Below are 22,600 nucleotides of genomic sequence, written 5' to 3' on the forward strand. Positions count from 1 at the left end.
CATGCCTAAGATTATAATTTTACCTAATGAAGAACATTGCCCTGAAGGCGCAATTTTAGACGCACAATCTGGCGAAACAATCCTAGATGTTGCATTGCGCAATGGTATTGAAATTGAGCATGCGTGTGAAAAATCTTGTGCGTGTACAACGTGTCATGTTGTCGTTCGTGAAGGGTTTGACTCTCTAAATGAGAGCGATGAACTTGAAGATGATATGCTCGATAAAGCATGGGGACTGGAGCCTGAATCTCGCTTAAGCTGCCAAGCATGTGTAGCAGATGAAGATTTAGTGGTTGATATTCCACGTTATACGGTCAATCTTGCTTCCGAAGCACATTAATCGAAACAGCTAAATAGGTCGCCATTGTGGTGACCTATTTTTTTAGCTATTGATTAGGGTCATTTATTCAAGTGATAGTTAAGTTTATTTGTTATTTTTATTAAAAAAATGAGGATTTATTATGAGCTTACAATGGATTGATTCGCGTGATATCGCCATTGAGTTGATTGAACTTCACCCTGATGTTGATCCAACCCAAGTTCGCTTTACTGATCTTCGCGAGTGGATTATTGCATTGGATGAATTTGATGATGATATTGATCACTGCAATGAAAAGATTTTAGAAGCCGTACAGATGTGTTGGATTGACGAGCAATAATCACTATACCGAAAAATCCTGTTTTATTGTTGCCTCTCAAGGTTGATAAGCATAGTCTTATTAGAGAAAAAATAGAATAACAATAACGCAGTGATCAGCTTTGTTTCATTGCTTTGGCTGTGTGATATTTATCAAGGAGCGTATCAATGTCTACCATAATGTCTGTGGGTCTTTCTCATCAAGCTGCAGGTTCACAGTGGGGAACCAATGCATTAATTAGTTTTGGTGCTGAAGGCTGTGTGATTCATGTCACGACCAATGATCTTTTTGGCGATATTCAACGTGCTGGTCGTCGGTTGGACGCGCAAGGCATTAAAGCCGTTAATTTAACCGGCATGGCATGGGGCTTAGATGCAATTTGGGCGTTCTTACAAGGCTACCGTAATCCTAAAGCAAACAATACTGTGCAGTGGTCGGCCTTACCGGCGCTTGATGAAGCGGAATTGCAAGCACGGATCAAAACCATTAATTGGGTGTGCGATATTATTAACCAACCCGCAGATGTAGTTGCGCCTTCACAATTGGCTGCTCGTGCTGGTGAGTTCATTAAATCATTAGCTCCTGAACATGTTACCTATAAAATCGTTAAAGGTAATGATTTATTAGATGAAGGTTGGAATGGTATTCATGCCGTTGGTCGTGGTTCTGATCACCGCCCGGCGATGCTACGTTTAGATTACAACCCAACCGGTGATGCGAATGCGCCAGTCTTCGCTTGTGTTGTTGGTAAAGGTATTACCTTTGATTCCGGTGGTTATAGCATTAAGCCTTCTACGGGTATGACAGCAATGAAAGCGGATATGGGCGGTGCAGCTTTAGCGACGGGAGGATTAGCGTTAGCGATGGCGCGTGGGCTTAATAAGCGAATTAAACTGATTCTATGTTGTGCTGAGAATATGATTTCAGGCCGTGCATTAAAACTTGGCGATATCATTAAGTATAAAAACGGAAAAACAGTTGAAGTACTTAATACCGATGCTGAAGGTCGATTAGTGTTAGCTGATGGTTTAATGTACGCTAATAGCCAAAATCCTGAGTTGATCATTGATTGTGCGACGTTAACCGGCTCAGCAAAAATGGCATTGGGCAATGACTACCATGCATTATTGAGTTTTGATCAAGACTTATCGCGCCAAGCATTAGCGGCAGCAGCACAAGAAGGTGAAGGCATGTGGCCACTACCATTGGCTGAAATTCATCGTAATATGTTGCCATCAAATTTTGCGGATTTAGCGAATATTTCAAGCGGTGACTTTATGCCAGGAGCAAGTACAGCAGCGGCATTCTTATCTTATTTTGTTGAAAATTATCAACAAGGTTGGATGCACATTGATGCCAGCGGTACTTTCCGTAAGAGTGCTAATGACCAATGGGCAGCAGGCGCAACCGGAATGGGTGTAAAAACACTAGCACGTATTTTAGCGCAATAATTTTCTGCCAACAAAAAGCCTTCTTAAACCGTTTAAGAGGGCTTTTTTATATTTAAATTACGCCAAATGAAAAATATAGACTATAAATAAAACAATAGGTTATCAATAATGTTGACAGTGAATTTATCAAAAGAGCCCGCACGCGCCCCTTGGGGTATTAATGCCTTAATCAGTTACCAAACTGACAGTGTTACTGTGCATTATGGTGATACATTTAGTTTGCGTCGTATTCAGCAAGCAGGACGTCAAATTCAGACTCAATCTATCACTGCTGTGAGTTTAAAAGGTGATAGTTGGAATTATGAACGTCAATGGGCATTTTATTGCGGTTTTGCAGCGACTATGGATAACGTCACGATCCAGTGGGCATCGATTGATGAAGATGAACTTGAACTGTTAAATGCGCGTCGACATAGCCATGACTGGGCGCGAACCTTGATTAATACTGGTCCTGATAGCATTTATCCACAAAAATTAGCCCAAGCTGCGGTGCAGTTTTTATCTGATATTGGTGGCGATGATATCAGTGCACAGATGATTGTGGGTGATGAGTTACTCGCTGACGGTTGGATTGGTATTCATAGTGTCGGTCGCGGAAGTCAACATCCACCGGTATTGCTAGAACTTGACTATAACCCTACTGGTAATCCAGATGCACCGATTAACGCTTGTTTGGTGGGTAAGGGGATCACCTTTGATTCAGGTGGTTATAGCTTAAAGCCAAGTGCTGGCATGGTCAGTATGAAATGTGACATGGGGGGCGCAGCAACAGTTACTGCTGCATTAGGGTATGCTATTGCACAAGGTTTAGCTCAACGGGTCAAACTTATTCTTTGTTGTGCTGAAAATATGGTGTCAGGCGATGCTTATAAACTGGGCGATGTGTTAACGTATAACAATGGAGTATCTGTTGAAATAGTAAATACTGATGCTGAAGGACGATTAGTATTAGCCGATGGCTTATTGCTTGCTTCTGCAACCAAAGCTCCATTAATTATTGATGCAGCAACGTTAACAGGCGCAGCCATGATGGCGGTTGGTAGTGACTACAATGCGATTTTTGGTTTTGATAAACCATTGTTAGCTCGTGCTCAACAGTTATCAGAATTAGTCAATGAACCTGCGTGGCCATTACCACTTGAAAAGTGGCATCAAGATTACTGTCCGTCTGCATTTGCAGATACCGCCAATAGTCGCGTTCAAAAAGGTGGTGGCATGGGTGGGGCTTCAAATGCGGCAGGATTTTTATCGCGCTTTGTTGATACCGATAATTGTGGTTGGATTCATTTCGACCTAGCAGCGTGTTATCGTGACAGCGCGGATCCACGTTGGGCAGTCGGTGCAACGGGCTTAGGTATTGCTAATATTGCAGGATTACTGTTGTAAAGTAATGAACCACTATCAGTGGATACTAACTAAATGGACAGCAACTAGACTCAAAAGGAAACTATAATAATGACAATAGAAAAAACTTTTTCAATCGTAAAACCGGATGCTGTTAAACGAAATTTAATTGGCGCTATTTATCAACGTTTTGAAAATGCAGGTTTGAAAATTGTAGCGGCAAAAATGTTACAGCTAACAAAAGTGCAAGCTCAAGGCTTTTATGCTGAACATGAAGGTAAGCCTTTTTTTGATGAATTAGTTGATTTCATGACATCAGGTCCGGTGATGGTGCAAGTGCTTGAAGGCGAAGATGCCATCGTTCGTTATCGAGAGCTAATGGGGAAAACCAATCCTCAAGAAGCAGCATGCGGGACTATTCGTGCCGATTTTGCTATTAGCTTACGTTATAATTCGGTCCATGGCTCAGATAGCCCAGTATCGGCTGAACGTGAGATTGGCTACTTTTTTGCTGCTGATGAATTATGTCCTCGCAGTTAATGATTGCGTTGTGATTAAAAAACAAGCAAAACCAAATACTAAAGGGAGGCTCAGGCTTCCCTTTGTTATTTTATGCGCCAAGATTGTTATAACCGCTAAAATAACCATATAGTGAACAGGTGGAAACCCGCGCCTAAAGGCTGTACAATTTCGCGCCTTAAACCCTGATAGCTATGATGAGACTGCCAATTGCAGATCTCCGAGTTATAAAGGCGCAGCAATAGTCATTTTTAGTGAGGCACCAACCGATGACAACTGTCAAAATTAATCTGCTGGATTTCGATCGCAAAGGTCTGCGTAAATACTTTGCCGAAGAGCTAAATGAAAAGCCATTCCGAGCAGATCAGATAATGAAATGGATCTATCATTTCGGTTGTGATGACTTTGAGCAAATGAACAATATTAATAAAAAGTTGCGCGAAAAATTACAGCGTGTGGCTGAAATCCGTGCGCCAGAAGTCTCTAATGCGCAATACTCAAGTGACGGCACTATTAAATGGGCTATGCGTGTTGGTGATCAAGACGTAGAAACCGTTTATATTCCTGATGAAGATCGTGCGACGTTATGCGTGTCTTCTCAAGTTGGTTGTGCGTTAGAGTGTAAGTTCTGTTCAACAGGCCAACAAGGCTTTAACCGTAATCTACGTGTATCTGAAATTATTGGTCAGGTATGGCGTGCATCAAAAGAGATTGGCCTACAAAAAGAAACTGGCCGTCGTCCTATTACCAATATCGTAATGATGGGTATGGGTGAGCCATTACTGAACATGAAAAACTTAATTCCAGCATTAGAAATTATGCTTGATGATTTAGGTTTTGGGTTATCTAAGCGTCGCGTTACCGTATCAACCTCTGGTGTGGTTTCTGGCCTAGAACAAATGATTGGTACTATTGATGTTGCATTGGCTATTTCATTACATGCGCCAACCGATGAATTACGTTCTCAAATTATGCCCATTAACGATCGTTGGGATATTGAAACGTTTCTTGATGCTGTGCGTCGTTACGTTAACTCAACCAATGCTAACCGTGGTCGTGTAACGATTGAATACGTGCTACTTGATCATGTCAATGATGATATGGAGCATGCACGTCAGTTAGGCCGTCTACTAAAAGACACGCCAGCGAAGATTAACTTGATTCCATTTAATCCATATCCGGGATCTCCGTATAAAAAACCTAGTAATTCACGTATAGATCGCTTTATGAAAACTCTAATGGAGTATGATTACACAGTTACTGTACGTAAAACGCGTGGTGATGATATTGATGCAGCGTGTGGCCAGTTAGTGGGTGATGTTATTGACCGAACTAAACGCACTCAAGCTAAATTATCAGTGGGTGAACCGATTGCAGTGAAAACCCTTTAAATTAGATTGGCGATTATAATCACTTCGCGGTTTAACATGGATGTTAAGGTGAGTAAAAATGATACGATGGATAAATTATCCATTATTTTCTTGTTTACTGTTGGCCGGTTGTGCCACTGTGACAGTAGAAAATAGCGCTGAACAATTCAATGCCATTGATGCTGCTGAAGCACGAATGACATTGGGGTTAAGTTATTTAAAAGTAGGTCAATGGCAACGTGCCCGTGAAAATCTGGAGCAAGCATTAGAGTATGCACCAGATTATTATCGAGTCCAAAATGCCATGGCCTATTATTATCAAAAGGTAGGTGAAAACGCCGCTGCTGAAGAAATGTATAAAAAGGCCTTAAAGGACTCACCCAAAAATGGTGACGTACTTAATAATTACGGGGTATTTTTATGTAGCGAAGGGCGTTATGACGAAGCCATCAGTGCTTTTGTTAAAGCTATCGATCAACCTTACTATTACCTTATTTCGGCAAGTTATGAAAATGCAGGTTTATGTAGTAATAAACAAGGCAATGACTTACAAGCGATAGATTATTTTGAAAAAGCACTTTCTCATGATCCATATCGTCCGAAATCAATGTTACAACTGGCACGACTAGAATTAGACGCTAATAATTATAAAGACGCTCGTGTGCTGTTGTTTAAATTTAATAAGCGATATGGGTATACAGCAAATAGCTTGCTGTTACTTATTCAGTTAGAAAACCAAACTGGACGGTTAACTTTGGTCACTAAATACGCTAACTTATTAAAAGAACAATTCCCTGATTCTCAGCAATATCAGAATTATCTAGCCAATGAATACTGAACATAACGATTCACCTCAACCAAACAATGTTGCACGACCGGGCGATATGCTTCGTCAGGCGCGAGAACAATTAGGTTACTCGCAAATAGATATCGCTAACAGATTACGGCTACGATTATCTGTTATCAATGATATTGAAAGTAACTGCTTTGATAGTGAAAAGATATCGACATTTACTCGAGGGTATGTGAGATCGTATGCAAAGTATGTTGGTTTAGATGATGTTGCAGTGGTCGGTTTACTTGACGATTATGGTCACTCGAAACCTAAAGCACAAGAAATGCAAAGTTTCTCACGTCGCACTAACCATGAAGCGCATGATAGCCGTATAATGGGGTTAACATGGATTTTAGCGGTGATTTTTGTCGGTGTGACAGCGGTATGGTGGTGGCAAAATAGCCATTTAGATCGCGATCTTACACCTGCGGTTGATGTTGCTAATGTTGAAGCGCCAGCGCCAGCGGATAATACATCAGCTGTGGTTGAACCATCTGCAACAACGGTAACTACTGAGACGACTAGCACCGATGCAGCGGCGACAGATATTACGCCAACGGATGTGACTGCTTCAAATATTACGCCTGCTGCAATCACCACTGATACAGTGCAGACACCAGTCGTAGCAGCAGATACAGCAACGGTAATAAAACAGGTGGCTGCAGTTACGGCAGACACTTCAACGACAGCAGCAGTAACACCTGTTGCAACAACAGAGGTTGAAGCAACACCTGCATTACAGCTTACGTTTGCTGCCGATTGTTGGATTGATATTCGTGATGCAAATGGTAAACGTCTTGAAAGTGGCATTAAGACTGCGGGTCAAACACTTACTCTTGATGGCAAGGCGCCGTTTCGAGTGCGACTTGGTGCGCCGAGTGCCGTTAAAATAGAAATTAAAGGGCAACCTTTCGATCTTAGTCGTTATCCGGCGGGTCGACCTGTAACGTTAACGTTGCCGTAGTAATAGAGAATAATAAACATGCATAACGAATCACCCATTATACGTCGCCAATCAAGCCGAATTTATGTCGGTAATGTGCCTATTGGCGATGGCGCTCCGATTGCTGTGCAGTCGATGACCAATACCCGTACCACAGATGTTGAGGCTACGGTTGCTCAAATTCGAGCGCTGGAAAAAGTAGGTGCCGATATCGTTCGTGTTTCTGTACCGACGATGGATGCAGCTGAAGCGTTTAAGTTGATCAAGCAACAAGTGAATGTTCCTTTAGTTGCTGATATTCATTTTGATTATCGTATTGCATTGAAAGTGGCTGAATACGGCGTTGATTGTTTGCGTATTAACCCTGGTAATATTGGTCGTGAAGATCGTATTCGCTCAGTGGTTGAATGTGCGCGTGATAATAATATTCCAATTCGAATTGGCGTCAATGGCGGCTCGTTAGAAAAAGAAATTCAACAAAAATACGGTGAACCAACGCCGGCTGCGTTAGTTGAATCAGCGATGCGCCATGTAGAGATTTTAGATCGCCTTAACTTTGATCAATTCAAAGTTAGTGTTAAAGCTTCTGATGTGTTTCTTGCGGTTGAATCTTACCGATTACTAGCCAAGCAAATTATCCAGCCATTGCATTTAGGTATTACAGAAGCTGGTGGTGCGCGTGCTGGTTCTGTGAAATCAGCGGTAGGCCTAGGGATGCTATTAGCTGAAGGTATTGGTGATACTTTACGTATTTCATTAGCGGCAGATCCGGTTGAAGAGATCAAAGTTGGATTCGATATTTTAAAATCGCTGCGTATTCGCTCGCGTGGAATTAACTTTATTGCTTGTCCAACTTGTTCACGCCAAGAGTTTGATGTTATCGCAACGGTTAATGAATTAGAGCAACGCTTAGAAGATATCGTGATTCCAATGGATGTTTCTATTATTGGTTGTGTGGTTAATGGCCCTGGTGAAGCAGAAGCTTCGCATTTAGGTATTGCTGGCGGTAATCGTAAAAGTGCCTTCTATGAAGACGGTATTCGTCAAAAAGAACGCTTTGATAACGAGAATGTGATTGATCAACTTGAGGCTAAAATCCGCGCAAAAGCCTCAATGTTAGACCTAAACAATCGTATAGATATTACGCAATAGCATAAAATAGTAAAAACCATGCTGTTATTGTGGCAGCATGGTTCACTATTTCTGCAATAAATTATATATTCGATTTAAATCCCCATCGAAAAATGAGAATAATCGTGGCGAAACAAATTCAAGCAATTCGAGGCATGAACGATTGCCTACCAACACAAACTCCACTTTGGCAAAAAGTCGAAGGTACAGTTAAACAAGTGATCAGTGCATATGGTTACAATGAAATCCGTATGCCAATTGTTGAGTCGACACATTTGTTTAAACGTGCAATCGGTGAAGTTACAGATGTTGTTGAAAAAGAAATGTACACCTTTGATGATCGTAATGGCGATAGTCTGACATTACGTCCAGAAGGTACAGCAAGCTGTGTGCGTGCTGGTATCGAAAATGGTTTACTTTACAATCAAGAACAACGTTTATGGTACATGGGTCCAATGTTCCGTCATGAGCGCCCACAAAAAGGTCGCTACCGTCAATTCCATCAAGTTGGTGTCGAAGTATTTGGTATTGATGGCCCGGATGTTGATGCCGAATTGATCATGATGACCGCCCGTTTATGGCGTGAACTTGGTATTAATGACCATGTTCGTCTAGAGTTAAACTCTATTGGTTCACTGCAGGCACGTGCAGAGTACCGCACTGCATTAATTGCGTTCCTTGAACAGCATATGGATGTATTAGATGAAGACGCTAAGCGTCGTATGTACACTAATCCACTACGTGTACTTGATACTAAAAACCCAGCGATTCAAGAAATCCTTGTTGATGCGCCAATGCTTTCAGCGTACCTCGATCCAGAATCACAGCAACATTTTACTGGATTATGTGAACTATTAGACGCTGCTGGTATCAAATACCAAGTAAATGAGCGCCTTGTACGTGGTTTAGATTATTATAACCGTACTGTATTTGAGTGGATCACTGATAGTTTAGGTGCGCAAGGTACAGTATGTGGCGGTGGTCGTTACGACGGTCTAGTTGAACAACTAGGCGGTAAAGCAACCTCATCAGTAGGTTTTGCGATGGGCCTTGAGCGCTTGGTTTTACTGATGGAAGCACTAGAGCAAGACGATGTACGTCGCTCTGTTGATGTATATGTGGTAACTGCCGGCGAAGGTACATTAACTGCTGGTATGCTGCTTGCAGAAAAATTACGTAATCAGTTACCACAGTTACGCATTATGTCTAACTTTGGTGGCGGTAATTTTAAAAAGCAATTTAAACGTGCTGATAACGTAGGTGCAGCCATTGCCCTTGTTCTTGGTGAAAATGAAATTGCACAAAACACGGTTGTGGTTAAAGATCTCCATGGCGGTGAACAAACAATCATGGCACAGGACGAGGTTGCCGCTAAATTGGCAGCGTTGATTTAAGAGAGGACAGGAAGTGAACGAGTACGCCACAGAAGAACAACAGGTTGAAGCGATAAAATCGTGGTGGCAAGATAACGGCAAAGCCGTTGTTCTAGGCGCCGTGATTGGTTTAGGCGGTCTATTAGGCTGGCGTTACTACCAGTCTGAAGTCCATGCTGCGAAGCATTTAGCATCAGATTCCTATACTCAAGTAGTTACGGCTCTCGACAATAATAGTAAAACTGCTGTCACTGAAGCGCAAACGTTCATTGAAGCTAACAAAGACAGCCAATACGCTGTTCTTGCAGCATTACAATTAGCGAAAGTTCAAGTTGAGAATAACGATCTTGACGGTGCAATTACTCAACTTAATTGGGTGATTAATAACACTAAAGATAACGCTATCTTACCGTTAGCCGTAACGCGTCTAGCACGTATTTACGCCCAACAACAAAAATTTGATCTAGCTTTAACTGAACTTAAAAAAGTAACGATTCCAAGCTGGAATGAAAATATTGCTGAATTACGTGGCGATATTTTGCTTCAAAAAGGCGATATTCCAGCTGCTCGTGAAGCATATATAGAAGCTCAGCAAGATGGTTCATCACCAGCATTGCAAATGAAGCTTAATGACTTAGCTCAATAAGGCGGACATGATGCATAAGGTGTTAAAACGAGCTTTAGCCGTAGCAGTTGCTGTGAGCGTACTATCGGGGTGTGCCAGTGAAGTGGATTCTATTCATATGGCACCATTGCCAAAAGTAGATAATACTTTTACACCAAAAACCGATTGGAGCCATAGTGTCGGTGATGGCGTTTCTGGCTACTATTCAAAACTGACTCCTGTTGTTGGTCAGAATAAAGTCTTTGTTGCAGATCGTAATGGTTTGGTTGAGGCTTTGAATCCTAGTAACGGTAAAGTGTTATGGAAAAACGACTTAGAAAAAGATACTCCAGTTAAAATTTCTGGTGGCTTAGTATTAGCTGACGGAAAAATTTTCATGGGCACCGAAAATGCAGATGTTATCGCATTAGATGCCGAAACTGGTAAAGAAGTTTGGCGCGCTAAAGTGGCTGGTGAAGTGCTATCAAAGCCATTAGTTGACAGTGGTATTGTGGTTGTTCATACCAGTAGTGGTGTGTTACAAGCACTGAATGCTGATACTGGTAAAAACAAATGGCAAATCAGCAATGAGATTCCAACCTTAACCTTGCGTGGTACTAGCTCACCGGTTGCTATTGCTGGTGGTGTTTTTTGGGGCCTATCAAATGGGCGCTTAGAAGGCGCTATTTTAAATAATGGTCAAGTGTTATGGCAGCAAACAATCTCAACACCTAAAGGATCAACTGAAATTGATCGTTTGGTGGATGTGGATGCTGCACCAGTGATTGCTGGCGATCGTTTATACGCGATTGGCTATAATGGCTCATTAGTATCGATTGATCTTCGTAGTGGTCAAATTGCGTGGAAACGTAATTATTCATCAGCAACAAATTTTGTGGTTGATGGTAATGAATTGTTCCTTGTAACCTCGAAAGATCATATTGTCGCAGTTGATGCCCGTAGTGGTACTGAGCTATGGCAAAACAAAGAGCTTCAATATCGCCAACTGAGTGCGCCAGCTGTGATTGATGGCTACTTAGTGACAGGTGATGCGGAAGGATACCTGCATTGGTTAGATACTCAATCAGGTGAATTTGTTTCACAAGAATCGATTGATGGTAGCGGAATTGCGGTACCGCCAGTTGCGCTTGACAACAATGGTTTCATTGTTGTTACTCGTGATGGCGAAATCAACAAAATGCAAATATCGAAATAAGTCGGTATACTGTCGCTAGATTAATTTGTCGGCTCCAGCTGTCTTATGCAGTTGGAGCCGTTGTTGTTATATCCGTTGTGTATATTATTGTCGGATGAAGATAAGTAAATATGCTTATTTGAGGCAAGAATGAACGGTAAAATGTCAATTAAGACTATGAAAAGTAAGAGGTAATTATGATTCCTGTTGTTGCCCTTGTCGGGCGCCCAAACGTGGGTAAATCGACGTTGTTCAATCGTCTTACTCGCACGAGGGATGCACTAGTTGCAGACTTTCCTGGTTTAACTAGGGATCGTAAATACGGTAGAGCTGAGTTAGAAGAGCACGAATTTATTGTTATTGATACCGGCGGTATTGATGGCACAGAGGAAGGTGTTGAAACTAAAATGGCTGAACAGTCATTAGCGGCAATCGAAGAAGCAGACGTGGTACTGTTCTTGGTTGATGGTCGTGCAGGATTAACATCGGCTGATGAAGCAATTGCAAAGCACCTACGTAGCCGTGAAAAGCCAACATTTTTAGTGGTTAACAAGGTTGATGGTATTGATCCTGATACTGCGTGTGCTGAGTTTTGGCGTTTAGGTGTTGATGCGATGTTCCAAATTGCAGCAACCCAAAACCGTGGCGTTACAGCACTAATGGAACGTGCATTAGCACCATTCTCTGATAAATTAAATGCAGAGTTAGCAGCTGAAAATGACGAAGACGGTGAATTTACTCTTGAAGATTTAACCTCAGTTGCAGACATCGAGAAAGCAAACCTTTCTGAAGAAGATGCTGAAGCTGCGTATAAACGTCTACAAGAACAACCAATTAAGATGGCTATCATTGGCCGTCCTAATGTGGGTAAATCAACCCTAACTAACCGTATTCTTGGTGAAGAACGTGTTGTTGTTTACGATATGCCGGGAACAACACGTGACTCTATTTACATTCCAATGGAACGTGATGGTCAAGAATACGTATTGATTGATACTGCAGGTGTTCGTCGTCGTAAGAATATGAGCATGGCAGTTGAGAAGTTTTCTGTTATTCAAACATTGAAAGCTATCGAAGATGCTAACGTTGTATTGTTAGTTATCGATGCGCGTGAAAATATTTCAGATCAAGATCTAAGCCTACTTGGTTTTGTTCTTAACTCTGGTCGCTCATTAGTGATTGCAATTAATAAGTGGGATGGCTTAGATAACGACGTTAAAGATCGCGTTAAATCTGAACTTGATCGTCGTCTTGGTTTTGTTGACTTTGCCCGTATTCACTTTATTTCTGCATTGCACGGTACAGGTGTTGGTCACTTATATGAATCAGTTATTGAAGCGTATAAGTCAGCAACTAAGCGTATTAGCACATCATTGCTAACTCGTATTATGCAAATGGCACAAGATGATCACCAGCCACCAATGATTCGTGGCCGTCGTGTGAAACTTAAGTATGCCCATGCGGGTGGTTATAACCCACCGATTATTGTGATTCACGGTAACCAAGTTAATGACCTTCCGGGTTCTTACAAGCGTTACCTGATGAACTACTACCGTAAGTCATTAGAAATGATGGGTACACCTATTCGAATTCAATTCCAGAATAGTGAGAACCCATTTGAAACAACTAAGCAGAAGTTGACGGTTTCTCAAGAGCGTCAACGCAAGCGTCTAACTAGCGCTTTACATGATCGTAGAAAGTAATTTTTGACGACTGTGTGTTGTTTTTAGATGTGAAAGCCCAACCATAGTGTTGGGCTTTTTTATAAGGAAAATATCATGTCTGCTATTACAGCAACGATGGCGATGCCAACCTTGATTACACCAACCAAAGTCGTTTTCACCCAAAATCAATGGCAAATAGATACCACGGTTATTTGTGCAGAGGCTAATAAAAACGGTACTACATGGGTGGTAACGGCACAGACTCCGTTTCATCCTGTAAGCCATATTTGGCCAGATCATCCGGCTGATCGTGGTCAATTATGCTATCAAGACCAGTGTTATAATGTTGTTGATTGTGTCGTTGGCGCTATCGAAATCGCGACTCAGCAATTGTATATTGCCAGCGATATTCCCGTTAAGCGTGACACCGAAGGCTGGGTATTTGTGGTGGTTCATTCTATAGATGCTGCGATCGTGATTGCAGCAGCTGAAACTGTCACATTAACGGTTGATAAGGCCTATCAACAAGCATTAAGTCGTGGTCACAGCGGTGGTCATTTATCATCACTGGCATTAAATAAAGTGTTGCACCATGATTTTTGGCGTAAAGATCCTAGCCGCCGTGATGAATTAGGTTTTTACGATTTTCACAGTTATGCGCAAGAGAAAAGTATTGTCAGTGAAAATTGCAGTACCGATTATTACCGTTTAGGTAAGACCTTGCGTAAACGAGGTTTAAACAGCGCTGAGATGGTGGCTAATTTAGCCCAAATAACTTTAGATATTAATCAGCAACTTGCACAATGGATCCAATTAGCAACGCCAATAGTGATGCGACGTGAAGGAGAAACATTAACTGACTCACGTTATTGGCAGTGTGATTTAGGCGATGAAGGTATTATTGAAATTCCTTGCGGCGGTACTCATGCAACGTCACTGGCTGAATATCAATCTTTAGCGGTTAAATTTGAGGTTATCTCTGATCAAGAGATCGTGATGATCACTACTGCAATACCTCTTTAAAACGTGCTAACTAGGGTATTTAAAATCGTCTTCGGGCGATTTTTTTTAATTAAACGCTGCTCTATAGTAATAAATGTCTAATTTTGGTGATCTTTTATCTTGTTTTCCATTATTTTTTATTTTATTAAATGTTGTTTGATTTGGTTTAAATACGAAAGTGTTAATACTTTATGCTGTTTAAAATCCATATGCAGAATATGTAACTTATGCTTTCGGGATGTGTATTGATAAATATTCTTTTACTAGCTGATCGCTGATCGTGGTTAATAAACACGATGATCACCCATAAGGGTAATGATCATCACTGGGATCATAGTGACTGAATTAATGTTGATTACATGCAGTAGGGAATAGTGAAGATCTATCGTGTTAAATATTTATTGGATGGTTTTAATTTTAGTAGCATCTCAGCGAATAATTTTGCATGCTAGAGCAAATTCATTAAGGAGTTATATAGAGTGAGTGAAAATATTTGTCCGCAATGTGAGAGTGAATTGAGTTGGAAGGATCAGGGGTATTTCTGCGACTATTGCCAACAAAAAGTAACAAAAACAGCGTTTTGTCCTGACTGCTCAGAGCAATTAGAGAAGTTACAAGCGTGTGGTTCTGCAAGCTATTTCTGTAATCATTGCAATGAATTAAAATCAAAATCACGCGTTAAAAGTGTATTTAATGTTGTTGCAGATTAGCGTTATAGCGAAGAAGATGTATGCCGCAATAATGTTCACTATTGCGGCTATAAAACAAGCGGTTATGAAGGGTTAACAGTGGTATAAATCTTACCGTCAGTTACGGTTGTGATCAGTTGATCTCCGGCTTTAACTTGATCGCAATGGCGAATAACATTGCCTTTATCATCTCGAGTAATCGAATAACCACGGCTAAGCGTTGCCAGTGGACTTACCGTATCGAGTTTCTCGGCAGCTAATGCTAATTTATGGTTAGCATTAAGTAGCTTACGATCCATAGCATCAAATAATCTGCGTGTCGTGCTCGCCAGTGTGGCTTTATCATGCTGTAAACGTTGTTGTGGCGAATAAAGTGACAGCTTATAGGTATTTTGAGTAATACGTTGTTGCTGTATTTGAATCTTTTTCAGCATAATCTGCTGTAGTCTACGACTGATATCATCTAAATGCTGTTGTTGTTGATTTAAGCGTAATTGTGGATGTTGACGCTCTAAGCGATGACTTAAATGGCTAATAGACTGGTTTTGCTTGGATAAATAGCGCTGCACAGCATGTTGTAATTGCCTTTTTTTGTGGGCTACTTTTTCTGTTTGTGCTGAATTATCGCGGCTGATTAACTCTGCAGCGGCTGATGGTGTTGGTGCTCGCATATCAGCGACAAAATCGGCGATAGTGACATCGACTTCATGACCGACAGCACTGACGATAGGGATCTGACTCGCTGCAATAGTACGAGCAACGATCTCTTCGTTAAATGCCCATAAATCTTCCAATGAGCCACCGCCTCGACCAACAATTAATACATCACATTCTTGTCTTGCATTAGCGCGTCCAATCGCTTGAGCTATCGATATTGCTGCGCCATCACCTTGAACCATTGTTGGATAGATAATTACCGCTAAGCTTGGATCACGACGCTTTAATACTTGTAAAATATCGTGCAGTGCCGCACCTGTTTTAGAGGTAATAATACCGACACGTTGTGGTTGTGGTGGTAATGGTTTTTTTAATGACTGAGCAAATAAACCTTCTGCAGCAAGGGTCATTTTTAGTTGTTCAAATTGTTGTTGTAAACGGCCATCACCCTCTGGTTGCATGCTTTCAATAATCAGTTGATAGTCGCCACGAGGTTCATAAATAGATAACCGTGCTTTGACTAATACTTGATTACCATTGCTCGGTTTAAAAGTGACATGGCGATTGTTGCCTTTGAACATCGCGCATTTTACTTGAGCGCGAGCATCTTTGAGGGTGAAATACCAGTGACCAGAAACTGGCATCGAGAAATTTGATAATTCACCGACAAGCCAAACAATTCCCATTTCATTTTCAAGGATCAGACGAACTTGGGCATTGAGACTGGAAACGGTGTAGATGCGATCGTTAGATTGGCTTTGAGAAGCGAATAGAGTCACGAAGTGAGGTACCTGCTAGCGAATGAGTGGCGGCAGGCGGTCAGAAAACTATCAAATAGAACGAAAAACGCCTAGGCAGATCAATGGACAGATCTTGGCCGTATTTCGTCGACCGCATCACCGGATAGTTAACCGAAATATACTACTCAGCAAATGTTTTTTGTCAATAAAAAAATAAAAAATAAATATAGCCAAACGATTGCTTCATACGTATAATCCGTTCGCAATATTTTAATCTTCTTTGTAAACCTTTAAATTGGTGTGAGATATTGCATGTTACGAATTAAAAAAGAAGCGTTGACGTTTGATGATGTATTACTAGTTCCTGCTCATTCTACAGTCCTACCTAACACTGCCGATCTGCGCACCCGTCTCACGAAAGAGATTGCTCTTAACATTCCTATGCTATCAGCATCTATGGACACCGTGACTGAAGGTCGCTTAGCTATTGCACTGGCTCAAGAGGGCGGCATTGGCTTTATCCACAAAAACATGTCTATCGAACAACAAGCGGCTGAAGTTCGCATGGTTAAAAAGTTCGAAGCTGGCGTTGTTGCAGAACCTGTTACTGTTAAGCCAAATAACACCATTGCAGATGTTAAGCGTTTAACATTAGAAAATGGTTTTGCAGGTTACCCTGTGGTTACTGATAACAATGAATTAGTTGGTATTATTACTGGCCGTGATGTTCGTTTTGTTACCGACCTTTCAATTAAAGTTGAAGAAGTGATGACGTCTAAAGACAAACTTGCTTCTGCTAAAGAAGGTGCATCTCGCGAAGAAGTTGAAGCTATCATGCAACAGCACCGCGTTGAAAAAGTACTACTTGTTGATGATAACTTCCGTCTAAAAGGAATGATCACCGCCAAAGACTTCCAAAAAGCAGAACGTAAACCAAATGCATGTAAAGATGCGCGCGGTAGTTTACGTGTTGGTGCTGCTGTTGGCGCTGGTGCGGGTAACGAAGAACGTGTTGCTGCATTAGTTGAAGCGGGCGTTGATGTATTACTTATTGATTCATCTCATGGCCACTCAGAAGGTGTTTTACAACGTATTCGTGAAACTCGTGCTGCTTTCCCTAATCTACCAATTGTTGGCGGTAACGTTGCAACGGCTGAAGGTGCTCGTGCACTGATTGAAGCGGGTGTAAGTGCCGTGAAAGTGGGTATTGGCCCGGGTTCAATTTGTACTACTCGTATCGTAACAGGTGTGGGTGTTCCACAAATTACTGCGATTTCAGAAGCGGCATCTGTTGCTGATCAATACGGTATTCCAGTTATTGCTGATGGCGGTATTCGTTACTCTGGTGATTTATGTAAAGCAATCGCTGCTGGTGCATCATGTGTAATGGTTGGCTCAATGTTCGCAGGTACTGAAGAAGCACCGGGTGAAGTTGAACTATACCAAGGCCGTTCATATAAATCATACCGTGGTATGGGTTCATTAGGCGCAATGTCAAAAGGTTCTTCTGACCGTTACTTCCAATCAGATAACGCGGCAGACAAGTTAGTTCCTGAAGGTATTGAAGGCCGTGTGGCATACAAAGGCTTGATGAAAGAAATCGTGCATCAGCAAATGGGTGGTTTACGCTCAAGCATGGGTCTAACTGGCTCTGCAACGATTGAAGATTTACGCACTAAAGCTGAATTTGTACGTATTTCAGGTGCAGGCATGAAAGAATCACATGTTCATGATGTGACGATTACAAAAGAAGCACCTAACTACCGCATGGGTTAATTGTTAGGCAGTCGGTAGTCTTTTGACGAAAACGATTGCCTAAGTGAAGAAGTTAGATAAAATCGGGGCTAGATATAGCCCCCAATACATTCAATTTTTGAGATAGCTCTATAATGACCACTACCACAAATATTCATGACCAACGTATTCTTATTTTGGATTTTGGTTCGCAATACACTCAGCTAATTGCTCGTCGTATCCGTGAAATCGGCGTTTACTGTGAGCTTTGGAGCTGGGACGTTGATGAAGCTGATATCCGTGATTTCAATCCAAACGGTATTATTCTTTCTGGTGGTCCTGAAAGTGTTACTGAAGCGGGTTCTCCTCGCGCACCACAGTATGTATTTGATGCGGGTGTTCCGGTATTTGGTGTGTGTTACGGCATGCAGACCATGGCAGAACAACTGGGTGGTAAAGTAGCAGGTTCTGATGAGCGTGAGTTTGGTTATGCGCAAGTTAAAATTGTTGAGCAGACTGCTTTCTTAAAAGATATTCAAGACGCTGTTGCTGCAGATGGCACACCACTGCTTGATGTGTGGATGAGCCACGGTGACAAAGTTGTCGAAATTCCAGCAGATTTTGTCAAGATTGCTGAAACAGATACCTGTCCATTTGCTGCTATGGCAAATGAAAACAAGCGTTTCTATGGCGTGCAATTCCACCCAGAAGTTACGCATACTCGCCAAGGTATGAAGTTAATTGAAAACTTTGTAATGAATGTGTGTGGCTGTGAAAAGCTATGGACATCAGCCAATATTATTGAAGATGCGATTGAACGTATCAAAGAACAAGTGGGTGACGATGAAGTTATCCTTGGTCTTTCTGGTGGCGTTGATTCATCTGTGGTTGCAATGCTTATTCACCGCGCGATTGGCGATAAGCTAACGTGCGTATTTGTTGATAACGGTTTGCTTCGTCTTAACGAAGGTCAACAAGTAATGGACATGTTTGGTGATAAATTTGGCCTAAATATTGTTCACGTTAAAGCAGAAGATCGTTTCTTAACGGCATTGGCTGGTGTTGATGAGCCAGAAGCAAAACGTAAGATCATCGGTCACGTATTTGTTGATATCTTTGATGAAGAATCAAAGAAACTTAAAAATGCTAAGTGGTTAGCACAAGGTACAATCTATCCTGATGTTATCGAATCTGCGGCATCTAAGACAGGTAAAGCACATGTGATTAAATCACACCATAACGTTGGCGGCTTGCCAGATGATATGGAAATGGGCTTGGTTGAACCATTACGTGAATTATTTAAAGATGAAGTACGTAAGATCGGTCTAGAGCTTGGCTTACCTTATAACATGCTATACCGCCACCCATTCCCAGGGCCAGGTCTAGGTGTACGTGTATTAGGTGAAGTAAAGAAAGAATACTGTGATTTACTACGTCGCGCCGATGCTATCTTCATTGAAGAATTACATAACGCCGATCTTTATAATAAAGTATCACAAGCATTTACTGTGTTCTTACCTGTGCGCTCTGTTGGCGTGATGGGCGATGGTCGTAAATACGATTGGGTTGTATCGCTACGTGCGGTTGAAACTATCGACTTTATGACCGCACATTGGGCACACTTGCCGTACGATTTCTTAGGTAAAGTATCTAATCGTATTATCAATGAAGTAAACGGTATTTCACGCGTTGTTTACGATATTTCAGGCAAACCGCCAGCAACGATTGAGTGGGAATAATCACTGCTTTACTCGCAATAATTGACTAATAAAAAGCACCTACGGGTGCTTTTTTTATGGCTGCAATTTAGCGTTAATTGGGTTTGATCACTCTGGTTGTTAATGAGTTGTTTTTTTTATGTGTGTTGTAAGTTTCGTATTAACGATTGGTTACAATATGTTGTGGTAGGTAAGTGTTATAAGTAGGTCTATAACACTGTTTGTTGTGGTAATTTCATTACAATCGTTCAGCGAATATTCAGACTTTATTTGAGCGAAAAAAAAATGAGATCGACTACATATAAGTAGATCCGCACTGCAAACATAACCACATAAGGACATGGAATTACCATGAACGAAAAAACACTTAAGCAAGCACCACCTCCTTCGACGAGTGCGATGGACAAGTTTTTAAATGGTATTGAGCGTGCAGGTAATAAAATTCCTGATCCTGCTTTACTGTTCTTTTGGGGTTTAGTAACCGTTTGGGTTTTGTCTGCGGTGCTATCACAGTTTAATTTTGGCCTTGTACACCCAGTGACGAAAGATGTTGTGCAAGTAAACAACTTGCTAACGGGTGATGCAATGGCAAGCTTTTTGGCTAACATGGTGAAGAATTTCACTGGTTTTGCGCCATTAGGTATTGTATTAGTTGCAATGTTAGGTGTTGGTGTTGCTGAAGCGTCAGGCTTTATTAATACTGGCCTTAAGAAAATGCTAAATGTTACACCAGCTAAACTGCTGACACCGATGCTAATTTTAGTGGCGATTGTTTCGCATACAGCAGCGGATGCAGGTTATGTATTGGTTATTCCACTAGGTGGTATCATCTTCCACGCGGCTGGTCGTCACCCGCTTGCAGGTATTGCTGCTGCGTTTGCAGGTGTTTCTGGTGGTTTCTCTGCGAACTTTATTCCTTCTGGTATCGACCCATTATTGGCGGGCTTCACCCAAGAAGCAGCTCGCATCATGGATCCAAGTTACATTGTTAACCCGTTAGCAAACCTAATGTTCACTGGTTTATCATCATTTGTTATTGTTGGTATTGGCTGGTACATCACAGATAAAGTGATTGAGCCACGTTTACAAAAAACCGCAATTGATGCTGATGCTGAAGAAGCACCTGATATGGGTTCTTTTACAGCACTAGAAAGTAAAGCGTTCTCATATGCTGGTTGGACAATGCTAGCAGGTATTGCATTGCTTGTTGCGGCAGTATGGCCTGAAACATCACCATTACGTTCACCAACAGGTGAAGTCGCTGCCTTTAATGCACCTGTAATGCAATCTATCGTACCGTTAATTTTTATCCTGTTTGTTATTCCAGGTATTATCTACGGCAAAGTGGCAGGCACGTTTAAGCAAAGCGCTGATATTATTAAAGCAATGTCGACCACAATGGCGGGTATGGCTGGCTTTATGGTAATGGTGTTCTTTATTGCACAATTCTTGGTTGCATTTACACAGTCAAACTTAGGTACACTATTAGCACTTTCTGGCGCACAGTTACTGCAAGAAATGAACTTACCTGGCCAAGTAACGATTGTTGGTATGATTTTACTCACTGCAAGCGTTAACTTATTAGTCGGTTCAGCGTCTGCTAAATGGGCATTGATTGGTCCTATCATGGTACCAATGCTGATGGCTGTGGGTATTTCTCCTGAATTAACTCAAGCGGCTTACCGTGTTGGTGACTCAGTATCTAACATTATTTCGCCAATGATGGTGTTCTTCCCATTAGTGGTAGTTTACATGCAGCGTTACGTGAAGAGCTCTGGTATTGGTACATTAGCATCAATGATGATGCCGTACTCAATTGCAATGCTTGTGGGTTGGACTATCTTCCTACTAGCGTACTGGACTCTTGGTATTCCACTAGGTGTTCAAGCGCCTTACACTTACAGCATGTAATTAATAGACTGTAATAACGGTAATTAGCTTTAATACAGAGTTATCGTTAAACAAATAAAAGCCTCGAGCAGTATCACTGTTCGAGGCTTTTTTGTATTCCATTAAACCCTGTCTGCAAAGAGGAGCTTAATAAAATTTAGTCATTATTTATTGAAGTTCTCAACGTGAAAACGAAGATGATCGTCAATAAATGATGCCATAAAGTAGTAGCTGTGGTCATAACCATCTTGCATACGAATTTCTATTGGGTAGTTATTCGCTTTAGCCGCTTCAGCTAGGGTTTCTGTACGAAGTTGACCATCGTTGTAGAAATTATCGTGCGTACCTTGATCAACTAACATTGGCATTTTGATAGTTGCTTTACGCATTAATTCACTTGAATCGTATTGCTTCCAATTTTGTGTATTAGTACCTAAGTAACCAGTAAACGCTTTTTGGCCCCAAGCACAATTCATTGGATTAGTAATCGGACTAAATGCAGATGCTGAGCTGTAGCGCTCAGGGTTACGCATTGCGATCATTAATGCGCCATGTCCACCCATAGAGTGACCACTGATTGCACGTTGCTCAGTTACAGGGAAGTGAGCTTCAATCAATGCTGGTAATTCATTAACAATGTAATCATACATGTGGTAGTGACGGTTATACGGCGCTTCTGTTGCATTAACATAGAAACCAGCACCAAGACCAAAGTCATAAGCACCTTGTGGGTCGTCAGCAACACCTTCGCCACGAGGGCTGGTGTCAGGGGCAACAATAGCAACACCTAATTCGGCAGCCATACGCTGTGCACCTGCTTTTTGCATAAAGTTTTCATCAGTACACGTTAGTCCTGATAACCAGTAAATAACCGGTACTTTTTTACCTGCCGCACATTGTGGCGGTAAGTAAATAGCAAAACGCATATCACAATTTAAGACTTCTGAGCGGTGAGTATATTGCTTATGCCAGCCGCCAGCACTTTTATTACAGCTAATATTTTCTAAAGGCATTGGATTTGGTCTCTTGTTAAATTTACGCAGAGTGTTGATGCTCTGCGCATTTTTTATAGCATTATTATAGAAAGCTTATGGATAAAAAGC

Annotated in this window: 20 protein-coding genes; 18 read left to right on the top strand and 2 right to left on the bottom strand. The window is 41.5% G+C overall.

The genetic code is table 11. The features are described 5' to 3' along the window. The first annotated feature begins 1 nt into the window (after window position 1). The 15 genes from fdx to BTN98_RS01525 all read left to right on the top strand — a co-directional run bounded on the left by fdx (window position 2) and on the right by BTN98_RS01525 (window position 14,779). A complete protein-coding gene (fdx, locus tag BTN98_RS01455; protein WP_060999006.1) occupies window positions 2-340 on the top strand; it encodes an ISC system 2Fe-2S type ferredoxin in 339 nt (112 codons plus the stop codon). Window positions 341-461: 121 nt separating this feature from the next. Continuing rightward, window positions 462-659 (top strand): Fe-S cluster assembly protein IscX, encoded by a 198-nt coding sequence (gene iscX, locus BTN98_RS01460; RefSeq protein WP_060999007.1) that lies wholly within the window; start codon window positions 462-464, stop codon window positions 657-659. A gap of 146 nt (window positions 660-805) precedes the next feature. Then, window positions 806-2,089, top strand: coding sequence for an aminopeptidase PepB (gene pepB / locus BTN98_RS01465; protein WP_060999009.1), 1,284 nt, complete (start codon window positions 806-808; stop codon window positions 2,087-2,089). Between the two features lie 108 nt (window positions 2,090-2,197). Then, window positions 2,198-3,475, top strand: coding sequence for an aminopeptidase PepB (pepB, locus tag BTN98_RS01470; RefSeq protein WP_060999011.1), 1,278 nt, complete (start codon window positions 2,198-2,200; stop codon window positions 3,473-3,475). A 69-nt stretch (window positions 3,476-3,544) separates the two neighbouring features. After that, complete coding sequence (gene ndk, locus BTN98_RS01475; RefSeq protein WP_060999013.1) at window positions 3,545-3,973, top strand: nucleoside-diphosphate kinase; 429 nt, start codon at window positions 3,545-3,547, stop codon at window positions 3,971-3,973. Window positions 3,974-4,221: 248 nt separating this feature from the next. Further along, window positions 4,222-5,343 carry a dual-specificity RNA methyltransferase RlmN gene (gene rlmN, locus BTN98_RS01480; protein WP_060999015.1) on the top strand — a complete coding sequence of 374 codons (1,122 nt, stop codon included), beginning with the start codon at window positions 4,222-4,224 and terminating at the stop codon, window positions 5,341-5,343. Window positions 5,344-5,401: 58 nt separating this feature from the next. Next, entirely contained in the window at window positions 5,402-6,160 is a 759-nt protein-coding gene (gene pilW / locus BTN98_RS01485) for a type IV pilus biogenesis/stability protein PilW (RefSeq protein WP_060999017.1), read from the top strand. Further along, complete coding sequence (gene rodZ / locus BTN98_RS01490; protein ID WP_060999019.1) at window positions 6,150-7,121, top strand: cytoskeleton protein RodZ; 972 nt, start codon at window positions 6,150-6,152, stop codon at window positions 7,119-7,121. Before pilW ends, rodZ begins: the two co-directional genes overlap by 11 nt. Window positions 7,122-7,139: 18 nt before the next feature. Continuing rightward, entirely contained in the window at window positions 7,140-8,252 is a 1,113-nt protein-coding gene (ispG, locus tag BTN98_RS01495; RefSeq protein ID WP_060999021.1) for a flavodoxin-dependent (E)-4-hydroxy-3-methylbut-2-enyl-diphosphate synthase, read from the top strand. Between the two features lie 104 nt (window positions 8,253-8,356). Then, the gene (gene hisS, locus BTN98_RS01500; RefSeq protein WP_060999023.1) at window positions 8,357-9,625 is read left to right on the top strand and encodes a histidine--tRNA ligase; all 1,269 of its coding nucleotides are present in this window, start codon (window positions 8,357-8,359) and stop codon (window positions 9,623-9,625) included. Window positions 9,626-9,638: 13 nt separating this feature from the next. Next, complete coding sequence (locus tag BTN98_RS01505; RefSeq protein ID WP_060999024.1) at window positions 9,639-10,250, top strand: YfgM family protein; 612 nt, start codon at window positions 9,639-9,641, stop codon at window positions 10,248-10,250. A gap of 10 nt (window positions 10,251-10,260) precedes the next feature. Then, window positions 10,261-11,424, top strand: a complete 1,164-nt coding sequence (bamB, locus tag BTN98_RS01510; RefSeq protein WP_060999026.1) for an outer membrane protein assembly factor BamB — start codon at window positions 10,261-10,263, stop codon at window positions 11,422-11,424. A 176-nt stretch (window positions 11,425-11,600) separates the two neighbouring features. Beyond that, window positions 11,601-13,106: a ribosome biogenesis GTPase Der gene (der, locus tag BTN98_RS01515; protein WP_060999028.1), complete on the top strand. Its 1,506-nt coding sequence runs from the start codon at window positions 11,601-11,603 to the stop codon at window positions 13,104-13,106. Window positions 13,107-13,181: 75 nt separating this feature from the next. Beyond that, window positions 13,182-14,090, top strand: a complete 909-nt coding sequence (locus BTN98_RS01520) for an alanyl-tRNA editing protein (protein WP_231730707.1) — start codon at window positions 13,182-13,184, stop codon at window positions 14,088-14,090. A 458-nt stretch (window positions 14,091-14,548) separates the two neighbouring features. After that, on the top strand, window positions 14,549-14,779 hold the full coding sequence (locus tag BTN98_RS01525) for a zinc ribbon domain-containing protein (protein ID WP_082732184.1): 231 nt from the start codon (window positions 14,549-14,551) through the stop codon (window positions 14,777-14,779). A 62-nt stretch (window positions 14,780-14,841) separates the two neighbouring features. On the opposite strand, the gene xseA is transcribed toward BTN98_RS01525, so the two are convergent. Continuing rightward, window positions 14,842-16,194, bottom strand: a complete 1,353-nt coding sequence (gene xseA, locus BTN98_RS01530; RefSeq protein ID WP_060999029.1) for an exodeoxyribonuclease VII large subunit — start codon at window positions 16,192-16,194, stop codon at window positions 14,842-14,844. 273 nt (window positions 16,195-16,467) lie between these two features. Here xseA and guaB point away from each other — a divergent pair, with 273 nt between their 5' ends. The 3 genes from guaB to BTN98_RS01545 all read left to right on the top strand — a co-directional run bounded on the left by guaB (window position 16,468) and on the right by BTN98_RS01545 (window position 21,518). Then, entirely contained in the window at window positions 16,468-17,931 is a 1,464-nt protein-coding gene (gene guaB, locus BTN98_RS01535) for an IMP dehydrogenase (RefSeq protein WP_060999032.1), read from the top strand. 113 nt (window positions 17,932-18,044) lie between these two features. Continuing rightward, a complete protein-coding gene (gene guaA / locus BTN98_RS01540) occupies window positions 18,045-19,628 on the top strand; it encodes a glutamine-hydrolyzing GMP synthase (protein ID WP_060999034.1) in 1,584 nt (527 codons plus the stop codon). 330 nt (window positions 19,629-19,958) lie between these two features. After that, window positions 19,959-21,518 (top strand): AbgT family transporter, encoded by a 1,560-nt coding sequence (locus tag BTN98_RS01545; RefSeq protein WP_060999036.1) that lies wholly within the window; start codon window positions 19,959-19,961, stop codon window positions 21,516-21,518. Window positions 21,519-21,661: 143 nt separating this feature from the next. On the opposite strand, the gene fghA is transcribed toward BTN98_RS01545, so the two are convergent. Further along, window positions 21,662-22,510 (bottom strand): S-formylglutathione hydrolase, encoded by an 849-nt coding sequence (gene fghA / locus BTN98_RS01550; protein WP_060999038.1) that lies wholly within the window; start codon window positions 22,508-22,510, stop codon window positions 21,662-21,664. Between the last annotated feature and the right edge of the window lie 90 nt (window positions 22,511-22,600).

The sequence above is a fragment of the Photobacterium aquimaris genome, assembly GCF_002954455.1.
Taxonomy (GTDB): domain Bacteria; phylum Pseudomonadota; class Gammaproteobacteria; order Enterobacterales; family Vibrionaceae; genus Photobacterium; species Photobacterium aquimaris.

Bases quoted from the DNA above. Each gene is read 5' to 3' on its own strand.
- fdx (WP_060999006.1), top strand. From the start codon at position 2: ATGCCTAAGATTATAATTTTACCTAATGAAGAACATTGCCCTGAAGGC.
- iscX (WP_060999007.1), top strand. From the start codon at position 462: ATGAGCTTACAATGGATTGATTCGCGTGATATCGCCATTGAGTTGATT.
- pepB (WP_060999009.1), top strand. From the start codon at position 806: ATGTCTACCATAATGTCTGTGGGTCTTTCTCATCAAGCTGCAGGTTCA.
- pepB (WP_060999011.1), top strand. From the start codon at position 2,198: ATGTTGACAGTGAATTTATCAAAAGAGCCCGCACGCGCCCCTTGGGGT.
- ndk (WP_060999013.1), top strand. From the start codon at position 3,545: ATGACAATAGAAAAAACTTTTTCAATCGTAAAACCGGATGCTGTTAAA.
- rlmN (WP_060999015.1), top strand. From the start codon at position 4,222: ATGACAACTGTCAAAATTAATCTGCTGGATTTCGATCGCAAAGGTCTG.
- pilW (WP_060999017.1), top strand. From the start codon at position 5,402: ATGATACGATGGATAAATTATCCATTATTTTCTTGTTTACTGTTGGCC.
- rodZ (WP_060999019.1), top strand. From the start codon at position 6,150: ATGAATACTGAACATAACGATTCACCTCAACCAAACAATGTTGCACGA.
- ispG (WP_060999021.1), top strand. From the start codon at position 7,140: ATGCATAACGAATCACCCATTATACGTCGCCAATCAAGCCGAATTTAT.
- bamB (WP_060999026.1), top strand. From the start codon at position 10,261: ATGCATAAGGTGTTAAAACGAGCTTTAGCCGTAGCAGTTGCTGTGAGC.
- der (WP_060999028.1), top strand. From the start codon at position 11,601: ATGATTCCTGTTGTTGCCCTTGTCGGGCGCCCAAACGTGGGTAAATCG.
- BTN98_RS01520 (WP_231730707.1), top strand. From the start codon at position 13,182: ATGTCTGCTATTACAGCAACGATGGCGATGCCAACCTTGATTACACCA.
- guaB (WP_060999032.1), top strand. From the start codon at position 16,468: ATGTTACGAATTAAAAAAGAAGCGTTGACGTTTGATGATGTATTACTA.
- guaA (WP_060999034.1), top strand. From the start codon at position 18,045: ATGACCACTACCACAAATATTCATGACCAACGTATTCTTATTTTGGAT.
- BTN98_RS01545 (WP_060999036.1), top strand. From the start codon at position 19,959: ATGAACGAAAAAACACTTAAGCAAGCACCACCTCCTTCGACGAGTGCG.
- fghA (WP_060999038.1), bottom strand. From the start codon at position 22,510: ATGCCTTTAGAAAATATTAGCTGTAATAAAAGTGCTGGCGGCTGGCAT.